This window comes from Dethiothermospora halolimnae (assembly GCF_037577855.1).
In the GTDB taxonomy this organism is placed as follows: Bacteria; Bacillota; Clostridia; order Tissierellales; family VENL01; genus Dethiothermospora; species Dethiothermospora halolimnae.
Map to the genome: position 1 here is coordinate 1 of NZ_JBAKFX010000032.1, position 22,454 is coordinate 22,454.

Sequence of the window (22,454 nt, forward strand, 5' to 3'; positions counted from 1 at the left end):
CCTCTATTTACATCTGCCTACAGGTACAAAATCCATGTATGTAGAGGCTCCATGTCAATGGCGAATCGGGAACGAAGAAATTATACCTTTTTCAAATTAAATGCGACAACTTACTTGACAAACACCGAGATGTAGCTTTATCAGAATCAACGGTTAACCTATCTCCACTTATCTCGACTTTTATTTCTTTATTAGGAGATACTACATAATTTAATGTATTACTCTTTATTTTATTTAATATTGTTTTTATATCAACATCATCTACACCTTCTTGAGCTAAAAGCTCATGGGTTACAGCAATACTTAATATCCTACTGATACTCTCATTAAAAGCTTTTTTAACAGTATCATCATCTATTCGTCTAGATTGCAATCTTAAAAGACTTGCTATTGTTTGAAGATTATTCTTCACTCTATGGTGTATTTCTTTTATTGCTACAGATTTAAGTATCAATTCTTTTTCCTTTTCTCTAGCTTCTGTTATATCCTTTATTAGCATGTTCACCCCAACTACTTTTTCTTTTCTCTTCATTATCGCATATTTTATCTGTAAAGATAACCTTCCTATTTTAACTTCAGACATTTCATAAGAAGCTTCTTTGATTATTTTATCAAAAGGTGTTTTATCTAATACTAAATTATCAAACCTCATTCCTCTAATAGCATCTTGATATCCTAACTTTTTATATAGTGCCTTGGCTCCTGGGTTTACATAGGTTGCTATTCCTTCTTTATCAAATATAATAATGGCCTCATTTAGATAACTTATTATATTTTTTGTTTCTTCCATAGATACCAAAGTCTTAGTAAGTTCTTCAGTAGTTTGAGATAATATTTCCATTTGACGATTCTTTTTAATATTATCAGTTAAATCTTGTTCCATTATTAATACTCCGATTACCTCTTCCTTATCGTTTTTTATTGGTATGGTACTTTGTACTACTTTCTTATTTTCTTGGGTTATAGCCTTTAAATCTCTAGTAGGTATTCCTGTATTTAATGTTCTAAGGGTTGCAGGTTCATTTTCTCTTAAAGCCAGTTGACCAATAATTGATTCTTTGTACATAGATTTATTATTCGATGGTTTGCTCTGGGCTAGTACTACAGCCATATTAGAATCTTTAGTTAGGCAATCTAAAAAAATATCCGCACCTACAAGATCTGCTATATGAGGTAAGACTTCCTTTATTTTTTCCAACTTTTGAATGTCCGATATTGATAAGTTGGTATGTTCCTTACACATAGTTTGAAACATTTTTATCTCTCCTATAAAAACTTATTTATCTTAACTATTATTTATTATTATTGCCTCCGCAACATTCTTCATTGGACACCTTTTATCCATACTGATTTTTCTTATCTTATTATATGCTTCTTCTTCTGTCATTCCATCTTTTATAAGAATTCCTTTGGCCTTTTCAATTAACTTTCTATTGCTTAATTTTTCTTTACTCTCTTCTGCTTCTTTTTTCATCTTCTCTATCTCTTCACTTTTTGAGATAGCTACTTCAATAGAAGGTAAAAGAGTTCTTTCATTTATCGGTTTTACAACATAACCCATAACTCCCATTTGTTTTGCACTTTCTATAAATTCTTTGGTACTATAGGCTGTTAATAAAACAACACATTTAGCCAAATTTTCTTCTTTTATCACCTTTGTTGCTTTCAAGCCATTGAGTAAGGGCATTTTTATATCCATTAAAACTAGGTCTGGATTAAACTTGCGACATAACTCTATTGCATCAAAACCATCTGAAGCTTTTCCTACCACTTTGTAGCCAGCTTCTTCTAATATTTCACAAATATCCATTCTAGTAATAGGCTCATCTTCGGCTATTACTATAGTCTTTTCCATCATTTTTCCTCCCTTAAGGTATATATTGATATAATATTTTAAAATACTAAATATTAAGTTTACTTTTCTTCTAATAATGCTCTTATATTATTTATGCCTTCATTATTGATAGAACTTACTTCAAACATTTTTTTCACACCAGCCATCCTTAAATATTTAATAGCTTGATTAACATCTTTGTTTTCACAATCTATTTTAGTTACAATCCCTACCACCGGCTTATTAAACATTGATGCAAAGCCCGGTGGAAATACTAGCTGATCACTGGTTGAGTCTTGAACTAAACCTATAATATCACAATCAGATGAAGATACTATTAGTGCATTATAAAATCTTCTATTCTCTATATATTCCCCTGGGGTGTCTAGTACTCCATTTTTATACTCTATAGCTTGGGTTTTTTTATATTTTATATTTTTTTTATTAAGTGATTGGGTTAATGTAGTTTTTCCACATCCAGTTTTTCCTATCAGAATAATCTTTTTCATAATTTCCTCCTAAGATCTAGTTATACTAGTAGATGTAAAGGATAATATATTTCCTAAGGTATTTAAAACTTCCTTTAATGCTGATTCAACACTTGATACATCTCCTATTATAACAACTGACCCACTAAATCTATCGAGAAATCCTATTTCCACATCAGCAGTTTTCGTGGCAATATCTGATGCTATAATCGATGCTTCACTGGGAGTAATAGTCAGTATCCCTATAGCATCACTATATTCATCGCTAAGTCCTAACTTACCATATATATTAGGGTCTGGATTGGCTATTAAGTGGGCCAATGTAACCTGTTTTCCAGGTACATACTCCTGAACAACCCTCTGTTTTTCCTCTTGTATCATAGTATCAATCCTTTATTGAGTATAATTGCTACAAAAAAAGCCTACAAGAAGATACAAATAATCCTCTTGCAGGCTCCGTTGCCTATATATTTCGTGCACCCCGTTGTGCAATCTCTTACTTTATGTTAATATTATATCAAAATATATCTGATCTTGCAATAATAAATTTTACTTAACTTGCTCTAAAGAATATCCCTCTTCAGTTAACAAGTTAATAATACCATTTTCCCCAATTAAATGACCTGCTCCAACTACTATAAAGTATGTGCTATCATTTTCGTCTTTTAAGTATTTTATGACTGTATCTGTCATATGTCTATCTCTGTCTTTCCAGAATACCGTATTATATTCCTTTGTAAATTCATCACTATTGTCGTCTTTATCAGCTCCAAGAGCTTTCTCAAACTCCTCTACATTACCATTTTTCCAAGTCTTTAATAAGCTTTTTAGAGCTTTAACTGTTTCATTTTCATTTGTATCTTTTTCTTGCTCTTCTTTATTTGTATCTTTGTTATCTTCACTTTCTTCTACAGTTCCCTTTTCCAGTCCATTTAACAACTCTAAAAGTTGATGTTCCTGTAGTTCTGGTGAAAGGCTGTTAAACATATCAAACTGAAATTTAGCTCCTTCGATTTCTTTTATATCTTTATTTTCCATAGCTCTTGTTAAGAAATACATATCTACTCCCATAACAGCTTGTAACTCTCCACCTTCAGTTATATTCATGCCACTTAATGCAAGGGTTACATACCATGGCTTAAGGTAATCAAACTGATTGGGATTCATGCCAAACTCTTCAAGTACATTATTTAATTTTTTATATGTCTCCTCTGATACATGATCCTTTATAGTAGTTCCATCTTTATATATACCAACTTCCGCTAAATAGCTTTGTACTGCACTTTGATCTAGTATATTTGCCTCAACTCCAAGATATTCAGCCTCTTTGTATGCTTTTTCAATTTTAGTACTCAAAGGATAAATATCACTATTAGCTAAATGAATTGAACCTAATAGATAAACTTCACTGTTATCATCATATATCCTATACATTATTCCTTTAGAGGCTCTACCAGTTTCTCTTATTATCTTTTCATATACCCTTTTAGCTAATGCTATAGCTTCTTCTCTAGTACAAATAGCTTTAGGGGCTAATATTTCTTCTGACTTTCCATTTAAAATATTTTTCCCATTAAGGTATGTAATGGCACTAATAGCTTCATTAGAAACATTATCTATATCTTTAAATTTTAGCTCATGTTCTATATCTAAAGATAAATCAGGTTGAGCTGCCTTTATTGTATTATAAAAACCTTTAACCATCTCTTCTCTTGTAATATTATCTTTAGGTAAGAACTTATTATCTTCTACCCTGTCAATTATTTTAACACTATATGCCTTTGATACATCAACACTTTCTGTATCATTAAATGGCTTCTCTTTTACAACCTGTATTTCTTTATTAGTTAATTTCTCATAAAGTTTAACTAATAAACTTACAAATTCTTCCCTTGTAATACTTTTCTTTAAACTTTCATAAGAACCTTTGGGTATCATCTTATATGAATCTGCCCATTTAACATCATTAATTGCCCAAGTGCTTGCCTTTTGTATTTCCTGTGCTTTATTGATACCATCTTCATTATTTCCATAAGCCATACTACCAAAACTTCCAAAGATTATACCAACAATAAGTAAATAAGATAGTAACTTTGATTTCATTCTCATATAAATCCCTCCATTTTTATCTATTGTATACCTCGAAAAGCTATGTATACTTTAGCATTTATTTTTCATATTGTCAATTATTTCTCAATTAAACAATAAAAAATAATTAAGGTATAAATTTATTTAAATAAATTTATACCTTAATTATCAGTTTTTACTCTATGGTTAACTTCTAGTTGATTATAGAATTTTATTCTTTATTGGTAGATTTGTATTCTCCTAACTTATCATTATGAACCCTGTCTATTAAATCCAAAACCTTTTCTTTTATAATATCTCTAGTTTCTCTAAAACCTTCTATTGGTCCTCCTGATGGGTCTTCAAGACCCCAATCTTCTTGATGTTTACAAGGTACATATGGGCAAGTTACTCCACATCCCATTGTAATTAATATATCTATTTCCTCAGGAATATCTGTTAAAAGTTTAGGATAGTGTTTTGACATATCCACCTCAGCCTCTTCCATGACTTTCACAGCTTTAGGTTTTACTTCTGGATAGTCCTCTGTGCCTGCTGAATATACTTCTAAAACATCACTTCCTAATCTTTTAGCCCATCCTTCTGCCATCTGGGACCTGCAAGAATTATGGATACACACAAATGCTACTTTTTTCTTCATTTATATCTCTCCCTTATCTTTTATTTGGAAACCAATGTTTCGTGTTGTTTGCTATTTTAACAAGGGTTAACATAAGAGGTACTTCCACTAATACTCCTACAACGGTGGCTAGAGCAGCTCCTGATTGTAACCCAAACAGTGATATAGCTACAGCAACAGCTAGTTCAAAGAAATTACTTGCACCTATCATTGCCCCTGGAGCCGCTATATTATGGGGTAACTTCCATAACTTTGACCATCCATATGCAAGAAAAAATATGAAAACTGTTTGTATTATAAGAGGTACTGCAATAAGCACTATATGGAGGGGATTATTTAATATAACCTCTCCTTGGAATGAGAATATTGTTATTAGTGTTAATAACAGTCCTATTATAGTTACATTATCAAATTTCTTTAAAAATACATTTTCAAAATAATCTATGCCTTTACTTTTAACTATATATTTTCTTGATAAATATCCTCCTATAAAGGGTATCACTACAAATAATACAACTGAAAGAAACAAAGTATTGTATGGTACAGTAACATTACTTACACCTAATAATAGTGCAACTATTGGAGTAAATGCAAATAATAATATTATATCGTTTACTGCAACTTGTACCAATGTATATGCAGGATCTCCTTTAGTTAAATGACTCCATACAAATACCATTGCTGTACATGGTGCTGCCCCAAGCAATACTGCCCCCGCTAAATAATCCGATGCTAAATCCTCTGGTATTAAATTTTTAAATACTATTTTAAGGAAAAATGCTGATATTAAATACATTGTAAAGGGTTTTATTAACCAATTAGTAACACAAGTTATTGTAAGTCCCTTTGGTTTTTTAGTAGCCTCTACTATACTTGAAAAGTCTATCTTTAACATCATTGGATAAATCATAAACCATATAAGTATTGCCACCGGTATAGACACTTTAGCATACTCAAATCTACTTAACATTTCAGGAAACTCAGGAATAAACTGTCCAATGGCTACCCCTATAACTATACATAAAGCTACCCACAATGTTAAATATCTACCGAAAAAATCTAATCCTCCACTTTGTTTTTTACCTTCTTGTGTCATTTTCTTTTCCTCCTTATTTGTTTTTTATACTGCAACTACTTTTTACATTATTGCAAATACAGTTCTCCTTATAAGATGTTAACTTTTTAATAAAATTAACTATTTCTTGGGACGTATCATTATTTATTGAATAAATTACCCACTTCCCACTTTTCTTTGAGTTTACCAGACCTGCGTGTTGCAATATCTTCATATGATGGGATATTGTCGGTTGGGTCAAATTTAACCCTTCCATAATATCACAGGCACATAATTCCCCACATGAGAGCATATCTAATATAAGCAATCTATTTTTATCAGATAATGCCTTAAATATTTCTATCTCTTTATCCAAATTAATCCCTCCATTTAGTTTATATAGATACATATCGATATGTCTATTCGTAGAATAATATAAATATCGATGACTGTCAATATATTATTTGTTAAAGTTAGGTTAAATATAACAAAGCCTTTAAATCATTATCCATATTATTCTTTGACCCATTAAAATTCCCACGACAATCAGATAAGATAAAAAAAATATACATATCAAATAATTCAATGGTGAAATGCCATTTTTTAAAACTTTAATTTTTAGGTTTTGGTAATTACACTTGTTTAATGGCAACTTTTAAGTAATTTTGTACAAGAAAGCTATACACTGAATTAGACAAAATAAAAAATCACCGTTGTTATCTCGGTGATTTTTTGTCTAAAGATTTAGAATTATTGATAAATCTTTAAGTATTTTGGGTTTATATTTAGCGGTATTTGGAATAATAATTAGCCCTTTAACTTATATGCATCTAGGTTTATAGTTCTCCTACATTGTGAAGCGACATAATTATCATGAGTTACAATAATAACTGTTTTTCCCTGCTTATTTAGTTTTTTTAGTAATGAAATTACTAAGTCTCGATTTTGTTCATCTAGTGAACCAGTTGGTTCATCTGCTAATATTAAATCACTCTCTTGTAATATTAATCTCATAATAGCGACCCTTTGCTGTTCTCCACCACTAAGTTGATATATTTTCTTTTTCTTAAGATTTGTAAACCCAAAATCCGAAATCAAATTATTTATCCGTTTATTTTTTTCTCTTTTGTTCAATTTTTTATAAGTTAAGGCTAGTTTTAAATTCCATAATACAGTTTCGTCGTCAACGAGACCATAGTTTTGGAATAAATAGCCTATTTTATTTCTACGTAACAACATTGCTTTTTTAGAGTTAATTTGTGGGTTTTTATGATTATAAATATATAGATTTCCTTCATCTTTTCGAGAAATAAGACCTATGATATTTAACAGAGAGGTTTTACCACTACCACTAGCACCTACAATGGCAATCATTTCTCCTTCTTTTACTGATATATTAATATCAGATAAAACTGTTACTTTTCCAAATGATTTAGTTATATCTTCTAGCTTTAATAATTCCATTCTTTACGCTCCTTTTACAATTTCACCAACATCTTTATTTATAATTTTCTTATAAAAATAAATAAGAAATATAAAATCTACTGTTATAATTATTAAATATATATACATATTATATTTAAAAAAGTAGACTGGCGCAGCAAATAGTAATAATAAAACAGAAATCAATATATTGTTTTTAAGTGAAGCAACAATATTAAATCCCATTATATACTCTATGCTATGTTTTTTTCGATTAATCATTATGTCAATATAATTTGAAATATATAACATAAATAGTACCGTTACTAGAAATAAAATAGCAAATACCATAGATTGATACATAATAAACTGGTAATTATGAATTGTGGTCATAAAAGGAGTTAATAAAGTTGATGCACTTAACAATTTATTTAATCCATATTGACTTAGTTTTTTAGAAAAATCATTTCTATCATTTAAATCAAAACTTATTTTCCCATTTCCTAATAAATTCAGGTAATAAGTACTTCCCAAGTTACCATTATCCACTATAATGATAGAATCCTTCAACTCAGTTTCTGTCCCAAGTAATTTGTAACTTTGATTGTCTGAAATATAAATAATATCAATATTATTTATTTTATTCTCAACGTTAGTTGAGATTTTATTGAATTTATTGTAATTTAATAAATCTTCATACTGCTTTATATAGTAATTTTTAATTTCAGCTTCTCTATCTTTATATTTTTGTGGCACCAATATAGATGGTTTCTTTATATCCAAGCTATCTATATAATTTTGTTGAATATCTTTCAATTGCATAAATTTATTTATATATCTTTCATTTAAAACAATGTAGTTTTCTTTATAGGAATTTAATACACTCTCTTTTGTTAAATTAAAATCCTCTATGTAAGAATCAGTTATGTTTGGATCTATCAGTAATGCTTTGCTTTCTCTATCATAAAAATTATATAGTTCCTTAGCATTTTTTCCAACATTCTCTAGTAAGTTTGGATTATTATAAATTTTATCATACTCATCTACGTTAAATCCATTAGATGTAAAATAACCATCTAATTTTTTATATTTTTTAACATATTCCATACTGCTTTTATAATTTTCATAGTTTGTTATAAATGTCGAAACAGAAATAGTAACAGCTAGTATTAAAATAAACTTTGTGATTTTTAATGTATAATTTAACTTGTCAGAGTATATCTTATTTTTTATAATAGAACTTATATCTATAAATTTAATACTAATTTTAGTAATAAAGAGCATACCTATATTTACAAAAATGGCGCAAACTAAAAATAAAAACAAACCAATAAAATAAAGAATAATAACTTTATCCATAATATAAAGATAAATAAAGTGTATAGCCATAATTATCAGTGCAATTAACACTTCTAATATCAAAAACTCTTTGAACACATCTAGTATCATTCGAGAAGATGAGTAGCCAAGTATTTTCTTTATTGCATTTTCTTTATTTCTCATAAATGTATATATAAACAATATTAGTTGAGTTAATAAAACTAATGTTATTATATTTAAAAAGTTATATTTTATAATTTGTGTATACTCTATTTGGCTTTCTTTATAATCTATTATATTTATTTCTAAGTTTGTAGCAATATTCATAATTTTTTTTCGTGATAAATCAGTATAAAACACACCAGTGCTATCTATAAAGTCTGCTTTAGTTAAACTATAGTACTCAAAAATTTTATTCTTTTTATTAGATTCCATTTTGGGAATATCATTAACTTGACTATGGTATATTTCATATACAAACTCATCATTTTTTGCTATAGGTATTTTAATAATCTGTAAGCATCTAGTATCATTTTTCAGATAATTTCTTTGAAAATACTCATAAAATTTCTTTAGTGAATTTCCATTGGCATGCTCTATTTGATATGACTCCAGATTAGAGTCTCCCACATTATTCAATGCGTAAATATCATAAATCGATTGATTGAATACAAAAGATAGTAATAGCAATTGACCTAATAAAAAAATAATTAAAAACTTTTTCATAACGCCTCCATTTTTTATCAAAAAAAGAATTGGATTTATAGATCATGTATTTTTAATTAAAATTCAAACTAATTCCTTCTGTAAAAGTCATAATGTGATGTTTCATTAGCATACCACTTTCTATCTGCTTGCTTATAAGCTCTGTCGTTTTTCCACCCACTAGTATATTTATTTCCTCCTACTTTAACAGTAGCTTTTACTTTATACAATCTGCCGTCATCAGGTCTGCGATCAAAGATTTTTGAATATACTTTAGTATCAGTTTGTCCACCATCGTATATCAAATCACCACCTGCAAGTTTTTTAGCAAAAACAAGTGTAGAGGATAAAATCATTACCATAGAAATACTAAGTATAGCAGTTCTTTTGAAATTTTTCATTTAAAGCCTCCTTTAAATAGTTACTTGTAATACTATAATCCAATTCTTTTTTGACCTTAGTATAATATTAGAATTAAATTTATGTAAAACTAATTCTTAATAAAAGTAATAATATCATTTAAAATAGTGAAAGTCAAGCACTTTTTATAATATATGGATTTTAATACTTTAGTTGCCAGTAAGAAAATCACATGTGTAAAAAGTTTTTATTATACATATTTTACCGCCAGTGGGTTCAAGAGACTCATATATCCTAAAAAACAATACACTTCCTCTCCCCATAATATTTTTATAATGTGAACATTAGAATTCTTCCACTTTGTTACTGCCACCTTCAAGCTATTAACCCGGCAACATGCCGCAGAAACATAAAGGTCACTGACATTATGCCAGTGACCTTCCAATCTCAAAAGCTTTTTCTTTTAATTTTTTATTTTCCGATACACTATCTTTTTCAAAACATTTAGTTGCTATAAGTCGCAAATGTTTTTTCAGTCCCATAGGTTTTAATGCTTTTTCTAGATACCTAAAATATCTTCTAAAAAATATATTAAATGGAGCTGCTTGTGTATACAACATAACAAGTTTTTTATCCCCAAATCGTGGTCTATGATTCTTATCAGTTAATGGAAAAAACCTGTCTAATAACAATTTTACTTGACCTGATACCTGATAGATATATACAGGGGAGCCTATAACGACCACATCAGCATCTTTAATATCAGCATATACTTCAACCATATCGTCTTTAATACAACATACACCATTTTCCCTACAATACAAACATCCTTGACAACCTTTTATATTCATATCATTTAAGTAATATATTTTTATTTCTGCTCCTTCTTTCTTAGAGCCATTTATAACTTCATTTACTAATTCACTTGTATTCCCTTTTCTCCTAGGACTACCTACAAAAGCAACTATCTTCTTCATAACTTCATCCTTTCCATAAAATCTATTATTCTATTTTCAAAAGAATTTCTTTTACTGTTTTCAGCGATATAGATAAATCTGTTATGTCATTATCCTCTAAGTCTAATAACTTACTTTTCAGATTATTAGTAACTGATTCTTTATGTTTTTCAATAAGTTCTTTTCCCTTTTTAGTTAATTTAATATTTATATACCTTTTGTCCTCTTCATTTCTTATTTTCTTTATCAGCTTTTTATTTATTAACTTTCTTACTATAGGGGTCATATTAGGTTTGGAAATGCATAACTGTTTACCAATTTCCGATATTGACAATTGCTCTGAATCCTCAATAAGAAAAAGGACTTGAAAATGGGATTGGGATAAGCCAATATTTTCATTATATTTATCAGGTCTTATTAATTTCTTACTAAACACAGGTAATATAGAAAATAAGCTATCCACAACTGATTCAAAATCTTTATTCTCCATACTTTCACCTCAGCAAATTAATATAACACATATAATAGTTATGATATCATAACTATTATATGTGTTATATTATAGAATCTTTTATAGAAAGTCAACTATTATAAAGAATAAAGGCAACTTTATTGCCTCTTTGTTCTGTGCAGAGTGCAAGGAGCAGGGAGTTGGTGAACCCATAAATATTTTATTAAAATACGGGCCTTTTAAAACCTTCTCCTAAAATTTCAGCAGTATCTATAATAGACATAAAGGACTTTTTATCAACATCATCAAGTATTTTTTTAACTTGAGCCAACTGTCTAGTTGATACCACGCAGTAAATTATCTTTCTTTTCTTTCTCGTATATGCTCCTGCCCCATCTATAAATGTGACACCTCTCTTTATTTTCTTCATTAGCGCTTTTGATACTTCCTCCTCTTTTTTGGTGACAATTAAAAGGAGTTTCTTCTTATCAAAGCCTACCATAATCTTATTCATAACAGTTGTGGCTATAAATATACTTATGAGAGTATATATTGCCAACACATAGCTATCAAAGGTAGCATTTAATAATACAATAACAGCATTTAACATAAAAAATACTGAAGAAACACTTATTTCGAAACGCTTTTTTAAAATAATAGCTACTATGTCAGTACCTCCTGTTGATGCTCTATTTCTAAAAATAAGTCCACTACCGATGCCATTAAATAATCCTCCATAGATAGCCGATGCCAAAGTATCATTTACTCTAATTGTTGTACTAAGAGACTCTGTAAGTATTAAGAAAAAGGATAAACTTGCCATACCTATAATACTTACAAATGCAAAATCTTTATCAATCTTTTTAAGACCTATTAAAAAAATAGGTATATTTAATAATAGTAAAAACCAACCCGATGGTAAACCAAGTAAATATTGAAAAACTATAGCTAACCCCGATACTCCAGCTGCTAAAAGGTTATGGGGTATAATAAATAAATTTATTCCCAATGCTATAATAAACGAACCTACAATTATTAAAAAGATCCTTGATAGGTTTTCCTTAGATAAAATTTTTTTAGTCATTTAAGCCCCCCCAATTTAATAAGTATATCCTATAATATTACACCCTATTATTCCTTTACCCAACAAAAGTTCTATTAAAATCTCTATTAAGGGTTTCACTAAAAGATAATTTCCATTAAAATATAGATATGTTTATATGAAAGTTTGTTATGGACACTATAAATATAATTTAATATAGAGAGTGTATTCTATTTTCAAGGAGGTAAAAAATGATTAAACGTACATTAGAACAAATTCAAAATATGGTTATGGGCCATGGACTTAAAGCAAAGGATAAAAATATTTCTATTAACGGAGTTTCCATAGACACTAGAACTATTAAAAAAAATCAACTTTTTATTCCTATTAAGGGTGAACGATTTAATGGACATAAATTTATACAAAGTGCAATTGATAATGGTGCCATAGCATCATTATGGTGTGAATCCGAACCAAAACCTGATGTTGATATTCCATTAATATTTGTTAAAAACACAGTTGATGCTATTCAAAGATTATCAAAAAAATATAGAAATCAACTGTCTACTAAAATCATAGGTATAACTGGAAGTAACGGAAAGACTTCTACTAAAGATATATTATCAAGTATATTAAAAACCAAGTATAAAACCCACAAGACTTATGGCAATTTAAATAATCATTTGGGGGTTCCATTAACTTTATTATCAATGGATGAAGATACCGAAATGGCTGTCATTGAAATGGGAATGTCCAGTTTAGGTGAAATTGAAGTATTGACTAATATAGCTACTCCCGATGCTGCTATTATAACTAATATAGGTGAAGCACATCTTCAAGACTTAAAATCAAAGGAAAATATTATTAAAGCAAAATTAGAGATTGTTAAGGGTTTAAAAAGAGATGGGCTGTTTGTATACAATGGTGATGACCCAAGACTATCTTCTGCCGTAGACCAACTAAATTTAAAACAGAAAACAAGAACCTTTGGAGAAAATTCCTCTAATGATTATGTACTTAAGGCTATTTCCATTGATTATAAGGGCCTTTCCTTTGAGATCCCTAGTCAAATGTCTCCAACACTTTTTCTACCTATGCTAGGTAGTCATCAAATATATAACGCAACAGCAGCTATTGCTGTGGCTAAACATTTTGGTATATCTTTTGGTTCAATAAAAGAAGGACTTAAAAATGTTAATTTAACTAAAATGAGAAGTGAACTTATCCATGGAGATGGTTTTGACATACTAAATGATTCATATAATGCTAATCCTCCCAGTACAAAAGCGGCCCTTGATACCATATATCCTTTAAATAATTATAAACAAAAAATAGTGGTTTTTGGTGATATGCTAGAATTGGGAGACCAGGAAATCCATATGCATGAAGAGATTGGCGATATAATAGACTTAGATAAAATAGATTATTTTTTTACAATAGGTACCCTTGCAAAATATGCTGCAAAGAAAGCCCAAACTAAAACAGATAAGAATATAATCTTATCTTTTACTAATAAAAATAAATTAGTTGAAAGTATTAAGGATGTTTTAAAAGATAACTCCCTTATCTTATTAAAGGGATCTAGAGGGCTGGCTTTAGAAGAAGTAGCCGAAGCTTTATTAAATAAAAAAAATTAATATGACTTTATATACAAAATATTTTTGTCAGTATAACTAAAAAAAGTATCAAATTTCATCTCCCTTTAGTGGAACACTAATATGGGAGGTGATTTTTTGATAAATAATGATATCAACGAAAATGGATTAGGTAATTTAGAACTTGCCCACCTTTCTTCCGAAGAATTAAAGAAAATTAAAGCTATTGAAAATGAAATAAATAAAAACTATCATGGAGATAAGGTTGCTTTAATGGCCCTTAACGCAAATAAAAAATTAAAATAGAACATTTAGAACAAAAAGCGCCGTTGGCGCTTTTTTGTTCTATGCAGAATACAAGGTACAGGGAGTTGGTGACCTATAGTATATCTAGGAGTCTAAGCTATTAAATCTTTTATCTCAGTTTCATTTCTTCCCCTATGATATTATTCCATGTATTAAATATTGGTCTTATTATTTGAGGCCCTACTTTAGATATAATTACTAGTCTTGAAGTATCCTTTTCTTCATTTACCCTTTTAAAGTCAACTAACTTATTTACTACATCAACTTGGTTCCAGCCATCTTCTAATCTAAAAAAACCTTTTATTCTATATGTGTCCTTCTTTATATTATCTAGAAATTTATTTAGGTCTTCTTTTTTAACGGTTCCATCAAATGTTAAATTTAAAGTCTTCGGTTTATTTTCTGGTGTATTAGTTGTATCTTCAGACCCAATCATACCTGTTTCTAATAAATCTTCATCTAAAAAATTATAATCTATCTTTCCAAAGGCTGATGTTTGTATTTTAACCCTATTATTTATTTCTTTTATTTTTTCTTTAATTCTATTAGCAGTATCATTATCGATTAAATCAGTCTTATTTATTATAACTAAGTGACAATGCTTAAGTTGTCTTTCCACTGTTTCTATGTCATCTAACTGTTCTAAAAAATTAACTCCATCAACTAGACAAATAGCTCCTTTATATTCATATAAATCTCCCTTTGTTACTTCGATTCCCTCTAGGATTTCCCCTATATTAGAAGGGTCTGCCAAACCAGAACTCTCTACAAATAAATATTCAATATCCCTATCTGCCATTTCATTCATAGCCTCAACAAAGGATATCTTAAGACATGAACAAAATATGGATCCTCTATTTAGTTCAACTAATTCCATTCCATCTTTTTTTATAATCTCCCCATCTATACCAATTTTACCAAACTCATTTTGAATGATTCCAATTTTCTTTCCTTCTAAATCTTTTAATACATTAGTTAAAAACGTAGTCTTTCCAGATCCTAAAAATCCAGTTAAAATATATAACTTTATTTTTTCTTTCATTTTTATCCCTCCATTTTTAAGATTGGTTTAGTTGGGGATTATGAATCCCTCAAAAGCTAAAAGAGACTTCGAGTTTCCAACAATTAAGTTTGATTACGAAACTCATAATTAAGTAACTTCCAGTAATAAATTAAAATTAGCATATTAGAAAATTCTAATATGCTAATTCCCTTATATAATATTCCATTGTATAGTCATTGTCAACCCTGTTTATATTGTCCACTGATTATGGATAATACCTACTAAATACCACTCATCATTATATTTTTCATATACTAATCTTAGACTTTGCCAATCCATTCCCTTATACTCCTCTTCAAAATAAGGAAAATAATATTCTACCACTATGGGATTATCGTATATTTTAAATTGATTTTCAAGCATATTTCCAGAGCTTAAAACTTTGTTATATCCAATTTCATCAGCTTCAGCAAAATCCTTATTGTATATAAACTCACTATAATAATCTCTAGGAGTAAGCTTTATCTCATTTCCCTTCCCATCATAATGGCCCCAAAGATAACTTTTATCATTTTTAAAGAAATTTTTCATCTCCTCTTTACTAAATACTATGTCATCATCAACGGATACATGGGTATATGGTGTAAATCTAACTCCCTTTTCTGGATGAACATACTTGGCTAGTTTTTCAAATTCTTTATTTTTAATAAAATTAATAACCTCATTGGACTTTGCACTTATTATTTCCTTTGCCTCTTCAGGAGGAATAATATCTACAGTTTCATTTTCCTTATTCTCCTCTTCTTTATTTTCTTTTTCATCATTATTTTTCTCTTTGTTTTCTTCTTTATCATTATTTTCGTTATCTTGCTGATTATCTTGATCCTTTTCTTCTATAACATCTTTATTATTTTCTTCATCCATGTTATTACCATTACTACAGCCTACCAAAACTGAAAAAACTAAAACAACTATGACTATTAGTATCTTCTTCTTATTAATAATATCTCTCCTCTCTTAAATAATTATCTTAACCCTTTGGTATCAATTTATCTCTTATTAATTTAAATACCACAATTTATCTATACTAATCATTTCCTATTTTTTCTAATAAAATAATATATTATATCCCCAATTACTCCAACTATAATACTTCCTATAGTTATATTGAAAAAGGAGACTCCCCCTACTAACCCTGAAAGCTTATATCCCTTGCTTATAAAATTGATCATAAGACCAAAACCAATTATTACTCCTAAAGTGGCTATTATTGGTGTTATTTTTCCTCCATAATAACCTGATAAGCAAATACCAACTGATGGGATTAAAGCTAGAATTAAAAGAGTAACTCCTTCTTCTGTTATATCAACTTCACTTAACTTTAAGTCAGAAAAAATCATGTACAGAGCTATAATAATGCCTGCTATTACAAAAAATAATGATATAAATATTTTTAACCAGTTTTTATCTTTCTTTTTTGGCATATCTTTAAATAAAATATTATCTCTCCTTTATTAATCCTTCTTATCAGTTATCACCATATGTTGTTTCTCCACATCCGATAGAGCTTTAAATACTTCAATTATAATTTCATTTGAAATTTCTTTACTTTTTCTGTTATAAAAAGATATAGCATGTTTTTCCCGTTTGTTTGCTTCTATAAGCAAGAGTTGGTCTGTATTATGTTTTGTATAATCTGGTTTACGCAACTTTGGTAGTTCTTTAAATCCACCTAATCTTTTATGTATCTTTGCATGCATAAACTCTATATTACTTAAGTCCTTTAACATCTTTTTAACCTTTTTATCTTTAGCTAATTTACTAGCTTCCCTATAGAATTCACCATTAAATACTTCTAATTTCATAGCTTTATCTAATATTTTTAAGCTTTCAGCATTTAATTTATCTTCATCTACATCATATATGTCCTTTTTTTTATCTATATAAATAATATCTACCCCACAAAAAGGGCAGTTTATTATATTTTCTTTTTTATTCTCATTAATAAAAGTTGAATTATTTAAATTGTAACTATTAGCTGTTATATTCATTCCACATATTAAACATTTTGTATTATCCATGATTATATCCCCCTATTCTATTTTATACCTTTACTAAAGTATATTATAACATAGTGGTAATAGTGAAAACAAAATGAAATGTATAAGGTGCAGAGAACAGGGAGTTGGAATTCCCATGAATATATGTGGGGCTTCAAAGACTGTATTTTTCAATAGGCTATAGGATTATGAATCCCCCAGCAACAACAAAAGTTATTAATCCTCCCGTAACTAATAAAAAAAGTTTGGATATATATCCAAACTTTTTTTATTATACTTCAACAGTTTCTAATACTAAAATATCTTCTTCAAAGCTAATATCTAATTCATTTAAAAGATCTGACTTACTTTTACCTACACTATGGGGTACTTCTAATATAGCTAGTTTATAACCATCTTTAACCTTTTGTTTTGCTTTATCCCTAAACCAATCTACATATATACATATTCTACTATTTAAATTAAAACCTCTAGAACAAAATACTTCTGTTTGCTCTAAATCTTCTAATTCATCAATTGTCTTTACAGAACTATTTGTTAGGATCTTTTCTATTTTTTCTTCAACATCTCTGTATGCTATTAAAAATACTGTATATTTATTAGACATGTTAATTTCCCCCTTTGTTATTATATTAACTATTTATACTATAATATCATACTTAACAGAAAGAACAAAGGTACTTTTGGTGCTTCTTTATTCTGTGCAGGGAGCAGAGATTGGTAATAATCTGGGGGATTACGAATCCCCCAGTAACTAATGTGGGTAAATTGGTAATAAAAAAAAGATTAGCTAAAAGCTAATCTTTCTCCCTGCTCTCTGTACCCTGTACTCTGCACTACAATTGGTGCCCAGAGGCGGAATCGAACCACCGACACGGGGATTTTCAGTCCCCTGCTCTACCGACTGAGCTATCTGGGCAAATGTGGTGGGCCTTCAGGGATTCGAACCCCAGACCTACCGGTTATGAGCCGGGCGCTCTAACCAACTGAGCTAAAGGCCCACATTTTAATATATTGGCTGGGACGGCAGGACTCGAACCTACGCATGCTAGAGTCAAAGTCTAGTGCCTTACCGACTTGGCGACGTCCCAATACTTTTCTAACGACCTTTATTATCTTAGCACAGACATATAATTTTGTCAACACTTTTCAACAAAATATTAACCGTATATTTTCTTATGATTAATAAAACAATAAATAGTATGAATGAGTTTAACTCTTTTAAACTTAACTATTAAATAACTATTATAGTTCCATAGCTAGGAGGGCAATGTTATGCAAGATGATCATAAAAAGCAACAGGAAGATATGAAAAAACATTTAGAAGAAAAATTATATAGTAGAAACTTTACTAAATTTGGTCTAGATATGAACCCAGTTGTATCAATAATAGCTGGATTAATTATTTTAGGATTCTCAATGTATGCCCTTAGTGATTTAGATAGGGCAAATAAAGTATTTGATGCTATAAAAACCTTTATTGTTTCCAAAGGATCTTGGTTATTTATATTATCTAGTAACTTTTTTATAATAACCTGCTTATTCTTTGCCTTTTCAAGATTAGGAAGTGTAAAGATAGGTGGAGTTCATGCTGAGCCTGAGTTTTCAAACTTTGCATGGTATTCTATGCTTATATCCGCCGGCATGGGTATAGGTCTAATGTTTTGGGCAGTTGGAGAACCTTTATATCATGCTGTAGACACCCCACCTATTTTTGAAAGCAATAATTCAGTAACCCAAGCTATGTCCACAACCTTCTTCCACTGGGGAGTCCATCCTTGGGGAATATATGCCCTTTTATCCCTAGCATTATCATTTTTTGCATATAATAAGGGACTTCCCCTTTCACTAAGATCAGTATTTTATCCTATATTGAAGGATAGAATTTTTGGTGTTATAGGGGATATTATTGATGTTTTGGCCGTTGTTGCTTGTCTATTTGGTTTAGCTACTTCCCTTGGTTTAGGTGCCCAACAGATAAATAGTGGTTTAAATTATTTAACTGGAATAGATATTAGTGTTACAGTCCAAGTAATATTAATTGCCATTATAACCTTTATGGCCACACTATCGGTTGTTTCTGGCATAGATAAAGGGGTTAAGTTTTTATCTGAGTTAAATATAAAAATAGCTTTTGTTTTTATGGTAGCAGTATTATTCCTTGGTCCTACCCTATATATATTAAAGGTTTTTGCTAACTCTTTAGGATTATATTTTAATGACTTTATTAAGTCCTCTTTCTTTATATCATTAAATGATAGCACTTGGCAGGGAGATTGGTCTATATTTTACTTATCTTGGTGGATATCCTGGTCTCCATTTGTTGGAATGTTTATAGCTAGGGTTTCTAAAGGAAGAACTGTAAGGGAATTCGTATTGGCAGTATTAATAGTTCCTTCTCTGCTCTCTTTTATTTGGCTTTCAGTATTTGGAGGTACTGCAATACATATAAATAATATAACCGACGGAAATTTATTTCAAGTGGTAAATGATAATTTGCCAATAGCATTATTTGAAATGATAAACAATTTAAATATACCTTTGATATCAGGTGTCATTAAAGTTATATTATCCCTTCTGGGAACAGTTTTAGTAATATCCTTCTTTGTTACATCAAGTGATTCTGGCTCATTGGTTGTTGATAATATTACCTCTGGGGGAAAACTTGATTCCCCAGTACCCCAAAGAGTATTCTGGGCATGTATGGAGGGACTTGTGGCGGCTATATTACTATTAATAGGTGGAAAGAAAGCCCTCTCTGCATTACAAACCGCCGTTATTAGTACAGGGCTACCCTTTGCCATAATTCTTACTATGATAAGTATTATGTTATTTGAAAGTGTTCATCACTCTTATAAAAAACAAACTAACATTAAGAGAATTAGGGAAATAAAGAAATACTATAAAAAAGTTATAGAAAGTAATGAGAAAGATAAAGAATAGGTGTATATTTTACAACTCATAGCATCGACAAAGTAAGCAAAAATGGTAGTCATCCCGCAGGATTTGTGAAAATATAGAATAAGGGAGAAAATCGCTTGAATTCCACTGTCTGAGCGTAGCGAGTTTGGAATTCTATTTTCGACCGTTTCTCTATATTTTCCAAATCCGAGGACTGGCGGACATTTTTGCTTACTTTGTCTAAATGCGGTTGAAAGGCAGACTGAGGTGTATATTTTACACCTATTTTTTATTTATATAAATTATATTGTTTAAGAGATAAAAAAAAGCGTATAAATAAGATAACTGCTTAATTAACTATATTTAAAAGTATTTATGTGTAAAATAAAAGAATATACATCAAAGTAAAGGAGATGAACTAATTGAGATTACCATTTAAGATAGCTTTTAGATTTCTAAAGTCCAATAAAGCACAAACTATATTTATTATATTGGGGATTGCCGTAGGGGTCTCGGTCCAAATCTTTATAGGTTCATTAATTCAGGGCCTTCAAAAAAGTTTAGTAGATAAAACAATAGGTAACTCGTCCCAAGTAACCATTACAAATAAAAAGGATAAAGGATTAATAGATAACTATAATGATATAATTAAAGAAATTAAAAATAGTGAGGATGAAATTACTGCAATATCATCAAGTGTTACTTCATCAGCTTTTCTAAAAAATAATAAGGATTCTTATTCAATATTACTTAGGGGCTTTAACTTAAATCAAAATAATAAAATATATGATTTTAAGGATAAGCTAGTTAAGGGAAAGCTTCCTAAAGATAAAAATGAAGTGGCTATAGGTATTGATTTAATAGAAAAATTAAATATAAATTTAAATGATAACATTAGTATATTTACTCCTTCAGGAAAAAACCATAACTTAAGTATCGTTGGTATATATGACTTTAATGTAGCTAATATAAACGAATCTTGGCTTATAACATCATTGGAAACCTCCCAAGAAGTTTTTAATTTAGGAAATAAGGTTACTTCCATAGAAATGCAGGTAGATGACGTTTTCCTGGCGGATACAGTAGCAAATAATATAAAGGATATACTTACTAGAGAAGATATAAAAATAACAAACTGGAAGGAACAAAATCAGGAGCTTCTAAGTGGATTATCAGGTCAAAGTATGTCTAGTTATTTAATACAAGTATTTGTATTATTATCAGTTGTACTAGGTATAGCAAGTGTATTGGCAATTAGTGTAGTTCAAAAGTCAAAACAGATAGGAATATTAAAAGCCATGGGCATAAAAGATAAGACTTCAAGTTTTGTTTTCCTTTATCAGGGATTGATACTCGGGGTAATAGGGTCTTTAGCTGGAATTTTATTAGGCTTAGGGCTATCCTTTGCTTTTACTAAGTTTGCCACTAACCCAGATGACACTCCTATAGTAGAATTATATATAAACTATAATTTCATTATATTCTCTGGATTAGTTGCTATTTTATCAGCTACTTTAGCAGCTTTAATACCTGCTTTTAAATCATCAAAATTAAATCCTATAGAGGTGATTAGAAATGGATAATATCGTAACTTTAAAAAATATAAATAAATATTACGGAAAACAGGTTAAAAATCAAGTTTTATATGATTTGAATCTAGATATTAAATATAATTCCTTTAACTCGATAATCGGTTCCTCCGGTAGTGGCAAAAGTACACTATTAAATATAATTGGAACTCTAGATAATCCTAATAGTGGTGATGTTTATATAGATGGAATCAAAACAAATACTATGGGTAAAAATAAACTAGCTGAGTTAAGAAATAAAACCATAGGTTTCATATTTCAGTTCCATCACTTATTACCAGAATTCACTGTGCTTGAAAATGTTTTGATGCCCCATTTAATAAAGGACACTAAGCCTAGTAAAGAGGTTACTAAGCGGGCCAACCATCTTCTTGATCTTGTGGGACTCTCTGAGGTGAAAAATAATAAATCCACAGAACTCTCTGGAGGACAACAGCAAAGGACAGCAATAGCTAGGGCTCTTATCAATAAGCCAAAGTTAGTACTAGCAGATGAACCCACAGGTAATCTAGATTCTGTTACCTCTGAAAAGGTATATGATTTATTAAAAAAAGTACAAAAAGATTTTGAAACCACTTTCATAATTATAACCCATGATAAAAAAATAGCCGAAAGAACCGATAGAATCATAGAAATAAAGGATGGAAAAATCAAATAAGGG

24 protein-coding genes and 3 tRNA genes are annotated in these 22,454 nt (G+C 29.5%); 5 read left to right on the forward strand and 22 right to left on the reverse strand.

Annotation, left to right across the window (positions count from 1 at the left end):
• Window positions 1–91: 91 nt before the first annotated feature.
• The 14 genes from V6137_RS12820 to V6137_RS12885 form a co-directional block, all read right to left on the reverse strand.
• A complete protein-coding gene (locus tag V6137_RS12820; RefSeq protein ID WP_425448344.1) occupies window positions 92–1,255 on the reverse strand; it encodes a sensor histidine kinase in 1,164 nt (387 codons plus the stop codon).
• 30 nt (window positions 1,256–1,285) lie between these two features.
• On the reverse strand, window positions 1,286–1,855 hold the full coding sequence (locus V6137_RS12825) for an ANTAR domain-containing response regulator (protein ID WP_425448345.1): 570 nt from the start codon (window positions 1,853–1,855) through the stop codon (window positions 1,286–1,288).
• Window positions 1,856–1,914: 59 nt separating this feature from the next.
• On the reverse strand, window positions 1,915–2,343 hold the full coding sequence (locus V6137_RS12830) for a EutP/PduV family microcompartment system protein (RefSeq protein WP_425448346.1): 429 nt from the start codon (window positions 2,341–2,343) through the stop codon (window positions 1,915–1,917).
• Between the two features lie 9 nt (window positions 2,344–2,352).
• Window positions 2,353–2,703 carry an ethanolamine utilization microcompartment protein EutS gene (gene eutS, locus V6137_RS12835; RefSeq protein ID WP_425448347.1) on the reverse strand — a complete coding sequence of 117 codons (351 nt, stop codon included), beginning with the start codon at window positions 2,701–2,703 and terminating at the stop codon, window positions 2,353–2,355.
• A 168-nt stretch (window positions 2,704–2,871) separates the two neighbouring features.
• The gene (locus V6137_RS12840) at window positions 2,872–4,431 is read right to left on the reverse strand and encodes a TraB/GumN family protein (protein ID WP_425448348.1); all 1,560 of its coding nucleotides are present in this window, start codon (window positions 4,429–4,431) and stop codon (window positions 2,872–2,874) included.
• A 190-nt stretch (window positions 4,432–4,621) separates the two neighbouring features.
• Entirely contained in the window at window positions 4,622–5,050 is a 429-nt protein-coding gene (locus V6137_RS12845) for an arsenate reductase ArsC (RefSeq protein ID WP_425448349.1), read from the reverse strand.
• A 13-nt stretch (window positions 5,051–5,063) separates the two neighbouring features.
• Window positions 5,064–6,125: an ACR3 family arsenite efflux transporter gene (gene arsB, locus V6137_RS12850; RefSeq protein WP_425448350.1), complete on the reverse strand. Its 1,062-nt coding sequence runs from the start codon at window positions 6,123–6,125 to the stop codon at window positions 5,064–5,066.
• 13 nt (window positions 6,126–6,138) lie between these two features.
• On the reverse strand, window positions 6,139–6,459 hold the full coding sequence (locus V6137_RS12855) for an ArsR/SmtB family transcription factor (RefSeq protein WP_425448351.1): 321 nt from the start codon (window positions 6,457–6,459) through the stop codon (window positions 6,139–6,141).
• Window positions 6,460–6,890: 431 nt separating this feature from the next.
• A complete protein-coding gene (locus V6137_RS12860; protein ID WP_425448352.1) occupies window positions 6,891–7,547 on the reverse strand; it encodes a putative bacteriocin export ABC transporter in 657 nt (218 codons plus the stop codon).
• A 3-nt stretch (window positions 7,548–7,550) separates the two neighbouring features.
• A complete protein-coding gene (locus tag V6137_RS12865; RefSeq protein WP_425448353.1) occupies window positions 7,551–9,551 on the reverse strand; it encodes a hypothetical protein in 2,001 nt (666 codons plus the stop codon).
• A gap of 68 nt (window positions 9,552–9,619) precedes the next feature.
• Entirely contained in the window at window positions 9,620–9,931 is a 312-nt protein-coding gene (locus tag V6137_RS12870; protein WP_425448354.1) for a hypothetical protein, read from the reverse strand.
• Between the two features lie 384 nt (window positions 9,932–10,315).
• The gene (locus V6137_RS12875) at window positions 10,316–10,867 is read right to left on the reverse strand and encodes a flavodoxin family protein (protein ID WP_425448355.1); all 552 of its coding nucleotides are present in this window, start codon (window positions 10,865–10,867) and stop codon (window positions 10,316–10,318) included.
• 25 nt (window positions 10,868–10,892) lie between these two features.
• The gene (locus V6137_RS12880) at window positions 10,893–11,336 is read right to left on the reverse strand and encodes a MarR family transcriptional regulator (RefSeq protein WP_425448356.1); all 444 of its coding nucleotides are present in this window, start codon (window positions 11,334–11,336) and stop codon (window positions 10,893–10,895) included.
• A gap of 184 nt (window positions 11,337–11,520) precedes the next feature.
• Window positions 11,521–12,381 carry a YitT family protein gene (locus tag V6137_RS12885; RefSeq protein WP_425448357.1) on the reverse strand — a complete coding sequence of 287 codons (861 nt, stop codon included), beginning with the start codon at window positions 12,379–12,381 and terminating at the stop codon, window positions 11,521–11,523.
• Between the two features lie 209 nt (window positions 12,382–12,590).
• Between V6137_RS12885 and V6137_RS12890 the strand changes: the two genes are divergently transcribed.
• On the forward strand, window positions 12,591–13,976 hold the full coding sequence (locus V6137_RS12890) for a UDP-N-acetylmuramoyl-tripeptide--D-alanyl-D-alanine ligase (protein WP_425448358.1): 1,386 nt from the start codon (window positions 12,591–12,593) through the stop codon (window positions 13,974–13,976).
• Window positions 13,977–14,072: 96 nt separating this feature from the next.
• The gene (locus V6137_RS12895) at window positions 14,073–14,240 is read left to right on the forward strand and encodes a hypothetical protein (RefSeq protein ID WP_425448359.1); all 168 of its coding nucleotides are present in this window, start codon (window positions 14,073–14,075) and stop codon (window positions 14,238–14,240) included.
• 109 nt (window positions 14,241–14,349) lie between these two features.
• On the opposite strand, the gene V6137_RS12900 is transcribed toward V6137_RS12895, so the two are convergent.
• The 8 genes from V6137_RS12900 to V6137_RS12935 all read right to left on the reverse strand — a co-directional run bounded on the left by V6137_RS12900 (window position 14,350) and on the right by V6137_RS12935 (window position 18,394).
• The gene (locus tag V6137_RS12900) at window positions 14,350–15,282 is read right to left on the reverse strand and encodes a CobW family GTP-binding protein (RefSeq protein ID WP_425448360.1); all 933 of its coding nucleotides are present in this window, start codon (window positions 15,280–15,282) and stop codon (window positions 14,350–14,352) included.
• A gap of 210 nt (window positions 15,283–15,492) precedes the next feature.
• Window positions 15,493–16,167, reverse strand: a complete 675-nt coding sequence (locus V6137_RS12905; RefSeq protein ID WP_425448361.1) for a hypothetical protein — start codon at window positions 16,165–16,167, stop codon at window positions 15,493–15,495.
• A 167-nt stretch (window positions 16,168–16,334) separates the two neighbouring features.
• Complete coding sequence (locus tag V6137_RS12910; protein WP_425448362.1) at window positions 16,335–16,727, reverse strand: hypothetical protein; 393 nt, start codon at window positions 16,725–16,727, stop codon at window positions 16,335–16,337.
• A gap of 30 nt (window positions 16,728–16,757) precedes the next feature.
• The gene (locus tag V6137_RS12915) at window positions 16,758–17,324 is read right to left on the reverse strand and encodes a ferritin family protein (RefSeq protein WP_425448363.1); all 567 of its coding nucleotides are present in this window, start codon (window positions 17,322–17,324) and stop codon (window positions 16,758–16,760) included.
• A 250-nt stretch (window positions 17,325–17,574) separates the two neighbouring features.
• Window positions 17,575–17,910 (reverse strand): hypothetical protein, encoded by a 336-nt coding sequence (locus tag V6137_RS12920; protein WP_425448364.1) that lies wholly within the window; start codon window positions 17,908–17,910, stop codon window positions 17,575–17,577.
• 236 nt (window positions 17,911–18,146) lie between these two features.
• Window positions 18,147–18,222 (reverse strand) — tRNA-Phe (locus V6137_RS12925).
• 5 nt (window positions 18,223–18,227) lie between these two features.
• Window positions 18,228–18,304 (reverse strand) — tRNA-Ile (locus V6137_RS12930).
• 14 nt (window positions 18,305–18,318) lie between these two features.
• Window positions 18,319–18,394, reverse strand: a tRNA-Gln gene (locus V6137_RS12935).
• A 184-nt stretch (window positions 18,395–18,578) separates the two neighbouring features.
• Between V6137_RS12935 and V6137_RS12940 the strand changes: the two genes are divergently transcribed.
• The 3 genes from V6137_RS12940 (at window position 18,579) to V6137_RS12950 (ending at window position 22,451) form a co-directional block, all read left to right on the forward strand.
• Entirely contained in the window at window positions 18,579–20,246 is a 1,668-nt protein-coding gene (locus tag V6137_RS12940; RefSeq protein ID WP_425448365.1) for a BCCT family transporter, read from the forward strand.
• A gap of 380 nt (window positions 20,247–20,626) precedes the next feature.
• Window positions 20,627–21,787 (forward strand): ABC transporter permease, encoded by a 1,161-nt coding sequence (locus tag V6137_RS12945; protein WP_425448366.1) that lies wholly within the window; start codon window positions 20,627–20,629, stop codon window positions 21,785–21,787.
• The gene (locus V6137_RS12950; RefSeq protein WP_425448367.1) at window positions 21,780–22,451 is read left to right on the forward strand and encodes an ABC transporter ATP-binding protein; all 672 of its coding nucleotides are present in this window, start codon (window positions 21,780–21,782) and stop codon (window positions 22,449–22,451) included. Before V6137_RS12945 ends, V6137_RS12950 begins: the two co-directional genes overlap by 8 nt.
• The last annotated feature ends 3 nt before the right edge of the window (window positions 22,452–22,454 follow it).

Coding starts and splice junctions, on each gene's coding strand:
- eutS (WP_425448347.1), bottom strand. CDS start 2,703: ATGATACAAGAGGAAAAACAGAGGGTTGTTCAGGAGTATGTACCTGGA.
- V6137_RS12825 (WP_425448345.1), bottom strand. CDS start 1,855: ATGGAAAAGACTATAGTAATAGCCGAAGATGAGCCTATTACTAGAATG.
- V6137_RS12915 (WP_425448363.1), bottom strand. CDS start 17,324: ATGGATAATACAAAATGTTTAATATGTGGAATGAATATAACAGCTAAT.
- V6137_RS12865 (WP_425448353.1), bottom strand. CDS start 9,551: ATGAAAAAGTTTTTAATTATTTTTTTATTAGGTCAATTGCTATTACTA.
- V6137_RS12920 (WP_425448364.1), bottom strand. CDS start 17,910: ATGTCTAATAAATATACAGTATTTTTAATAGCATACAGAGATGTTGAA.
- V6137_RS12830 (WP_425448346.1), bottom strand. CDS start 2,343: ATGAAAAAGATTATTCTGATAGGAAAAACTGGATGTGGAAAAACTACA.
- V6137_RS12885 (WP_425448357.1), bottom strand. CDS start 12,381: ATGACTAAAAAAATTTTATCTAAGGAAAACCTATCAAGGATCTTTTTA.
- V6137_RS12910 (WP_425448362.1), bottom strand. CDS start 16,727: ATGCCAAAAAAGAAAGATAAAAACTGGTTAAAAATATTTATATCATTA.
- V6137_RS12890 (WP_425448358.1), top strand. CDS start 12,591: ATGATTAAACGTACATTAGAACAAATTCAAAATATGGTTATGGGCCAT.
- V6137_RS12860 (WP_425448352.1), bottom strand. CDS start 7,547: ATGGAATTATTAAAGCTAGAAGATATAACTAAATCATTTGGAAAAGTA.
- V6137_RS12820 (WP_425448344.1), bottom strand. CDS start 1,255: ATGTTTCAAACTATGTGTAAGGAACATACCAACTTATCAATATCGGAC.
- V6137_RS12845 (WP_425448349.1), bottom strand. CDS start 5,050: ATGAAGAAAAAAGTAGCATTTGTGTGTATCCATAATTCTTGCAGGTCC.
- V6137_RS12905 (WP_425448361.1), bottom strand. CDS start 16,167: ATGGATGAAGAAAATAATAAAGATGTTATAGAAGAAAAGGATCAAGAT.
- V6137_RS12875 (WP_425448355.1), bottom strand. CDS start 10,867: ATGAAGAAGATAGTTGCTTTTGTAGGTAGTCCTAGGAGAAAAGGGAAT.
- V6137_RS12950 (WP_425448367.1), top strand. CDS start 21,780: ATGGATAATATCGTAACTTTAAAAAATATAAATAAATATTACGGAAAA.
- arsB (WP_425448350.1), bottom strand. CDS start 6,125: ATGACACAAGAAGGTAAAAAACAAAGTGGAGGATTAGATTTTTTCGGT.
- V6137_RS12880 (WP_425448356.1), bottom strand. CDS start 11,336: ATGGAGAATAAAGATTTTGAATCAGTTGTGGATAGCTTATTTTCTATA.
- V6137_RS12900 (WP_425448360.1), bottom strand. CDS start 15,282: ATGAAAGAAAAAATAAAGTTATATATTTTAACTGGATTTTTAGGATCT.
- V6137_RS12940 (WP_425448365.1), top strand. CDS start 18,579: ATGCAAGATGATCATAAAAAGCAACAGGAAGATATGAAAAAACATTTA.
- V6137_RS12870 (WP_425448354.1), bottom strand. CDS start 9,931: ATGAAAAATTTCAAAAGAACTGCTATACTTAGTATTTCTATGGTAATG.
- V6137_RS12840 (WP_425448348.1), bottom strand. CDS start 4,431: ATGAGAATGAAATCAAAGTTACTATCTTATTTACTTATTGTTGGTATA.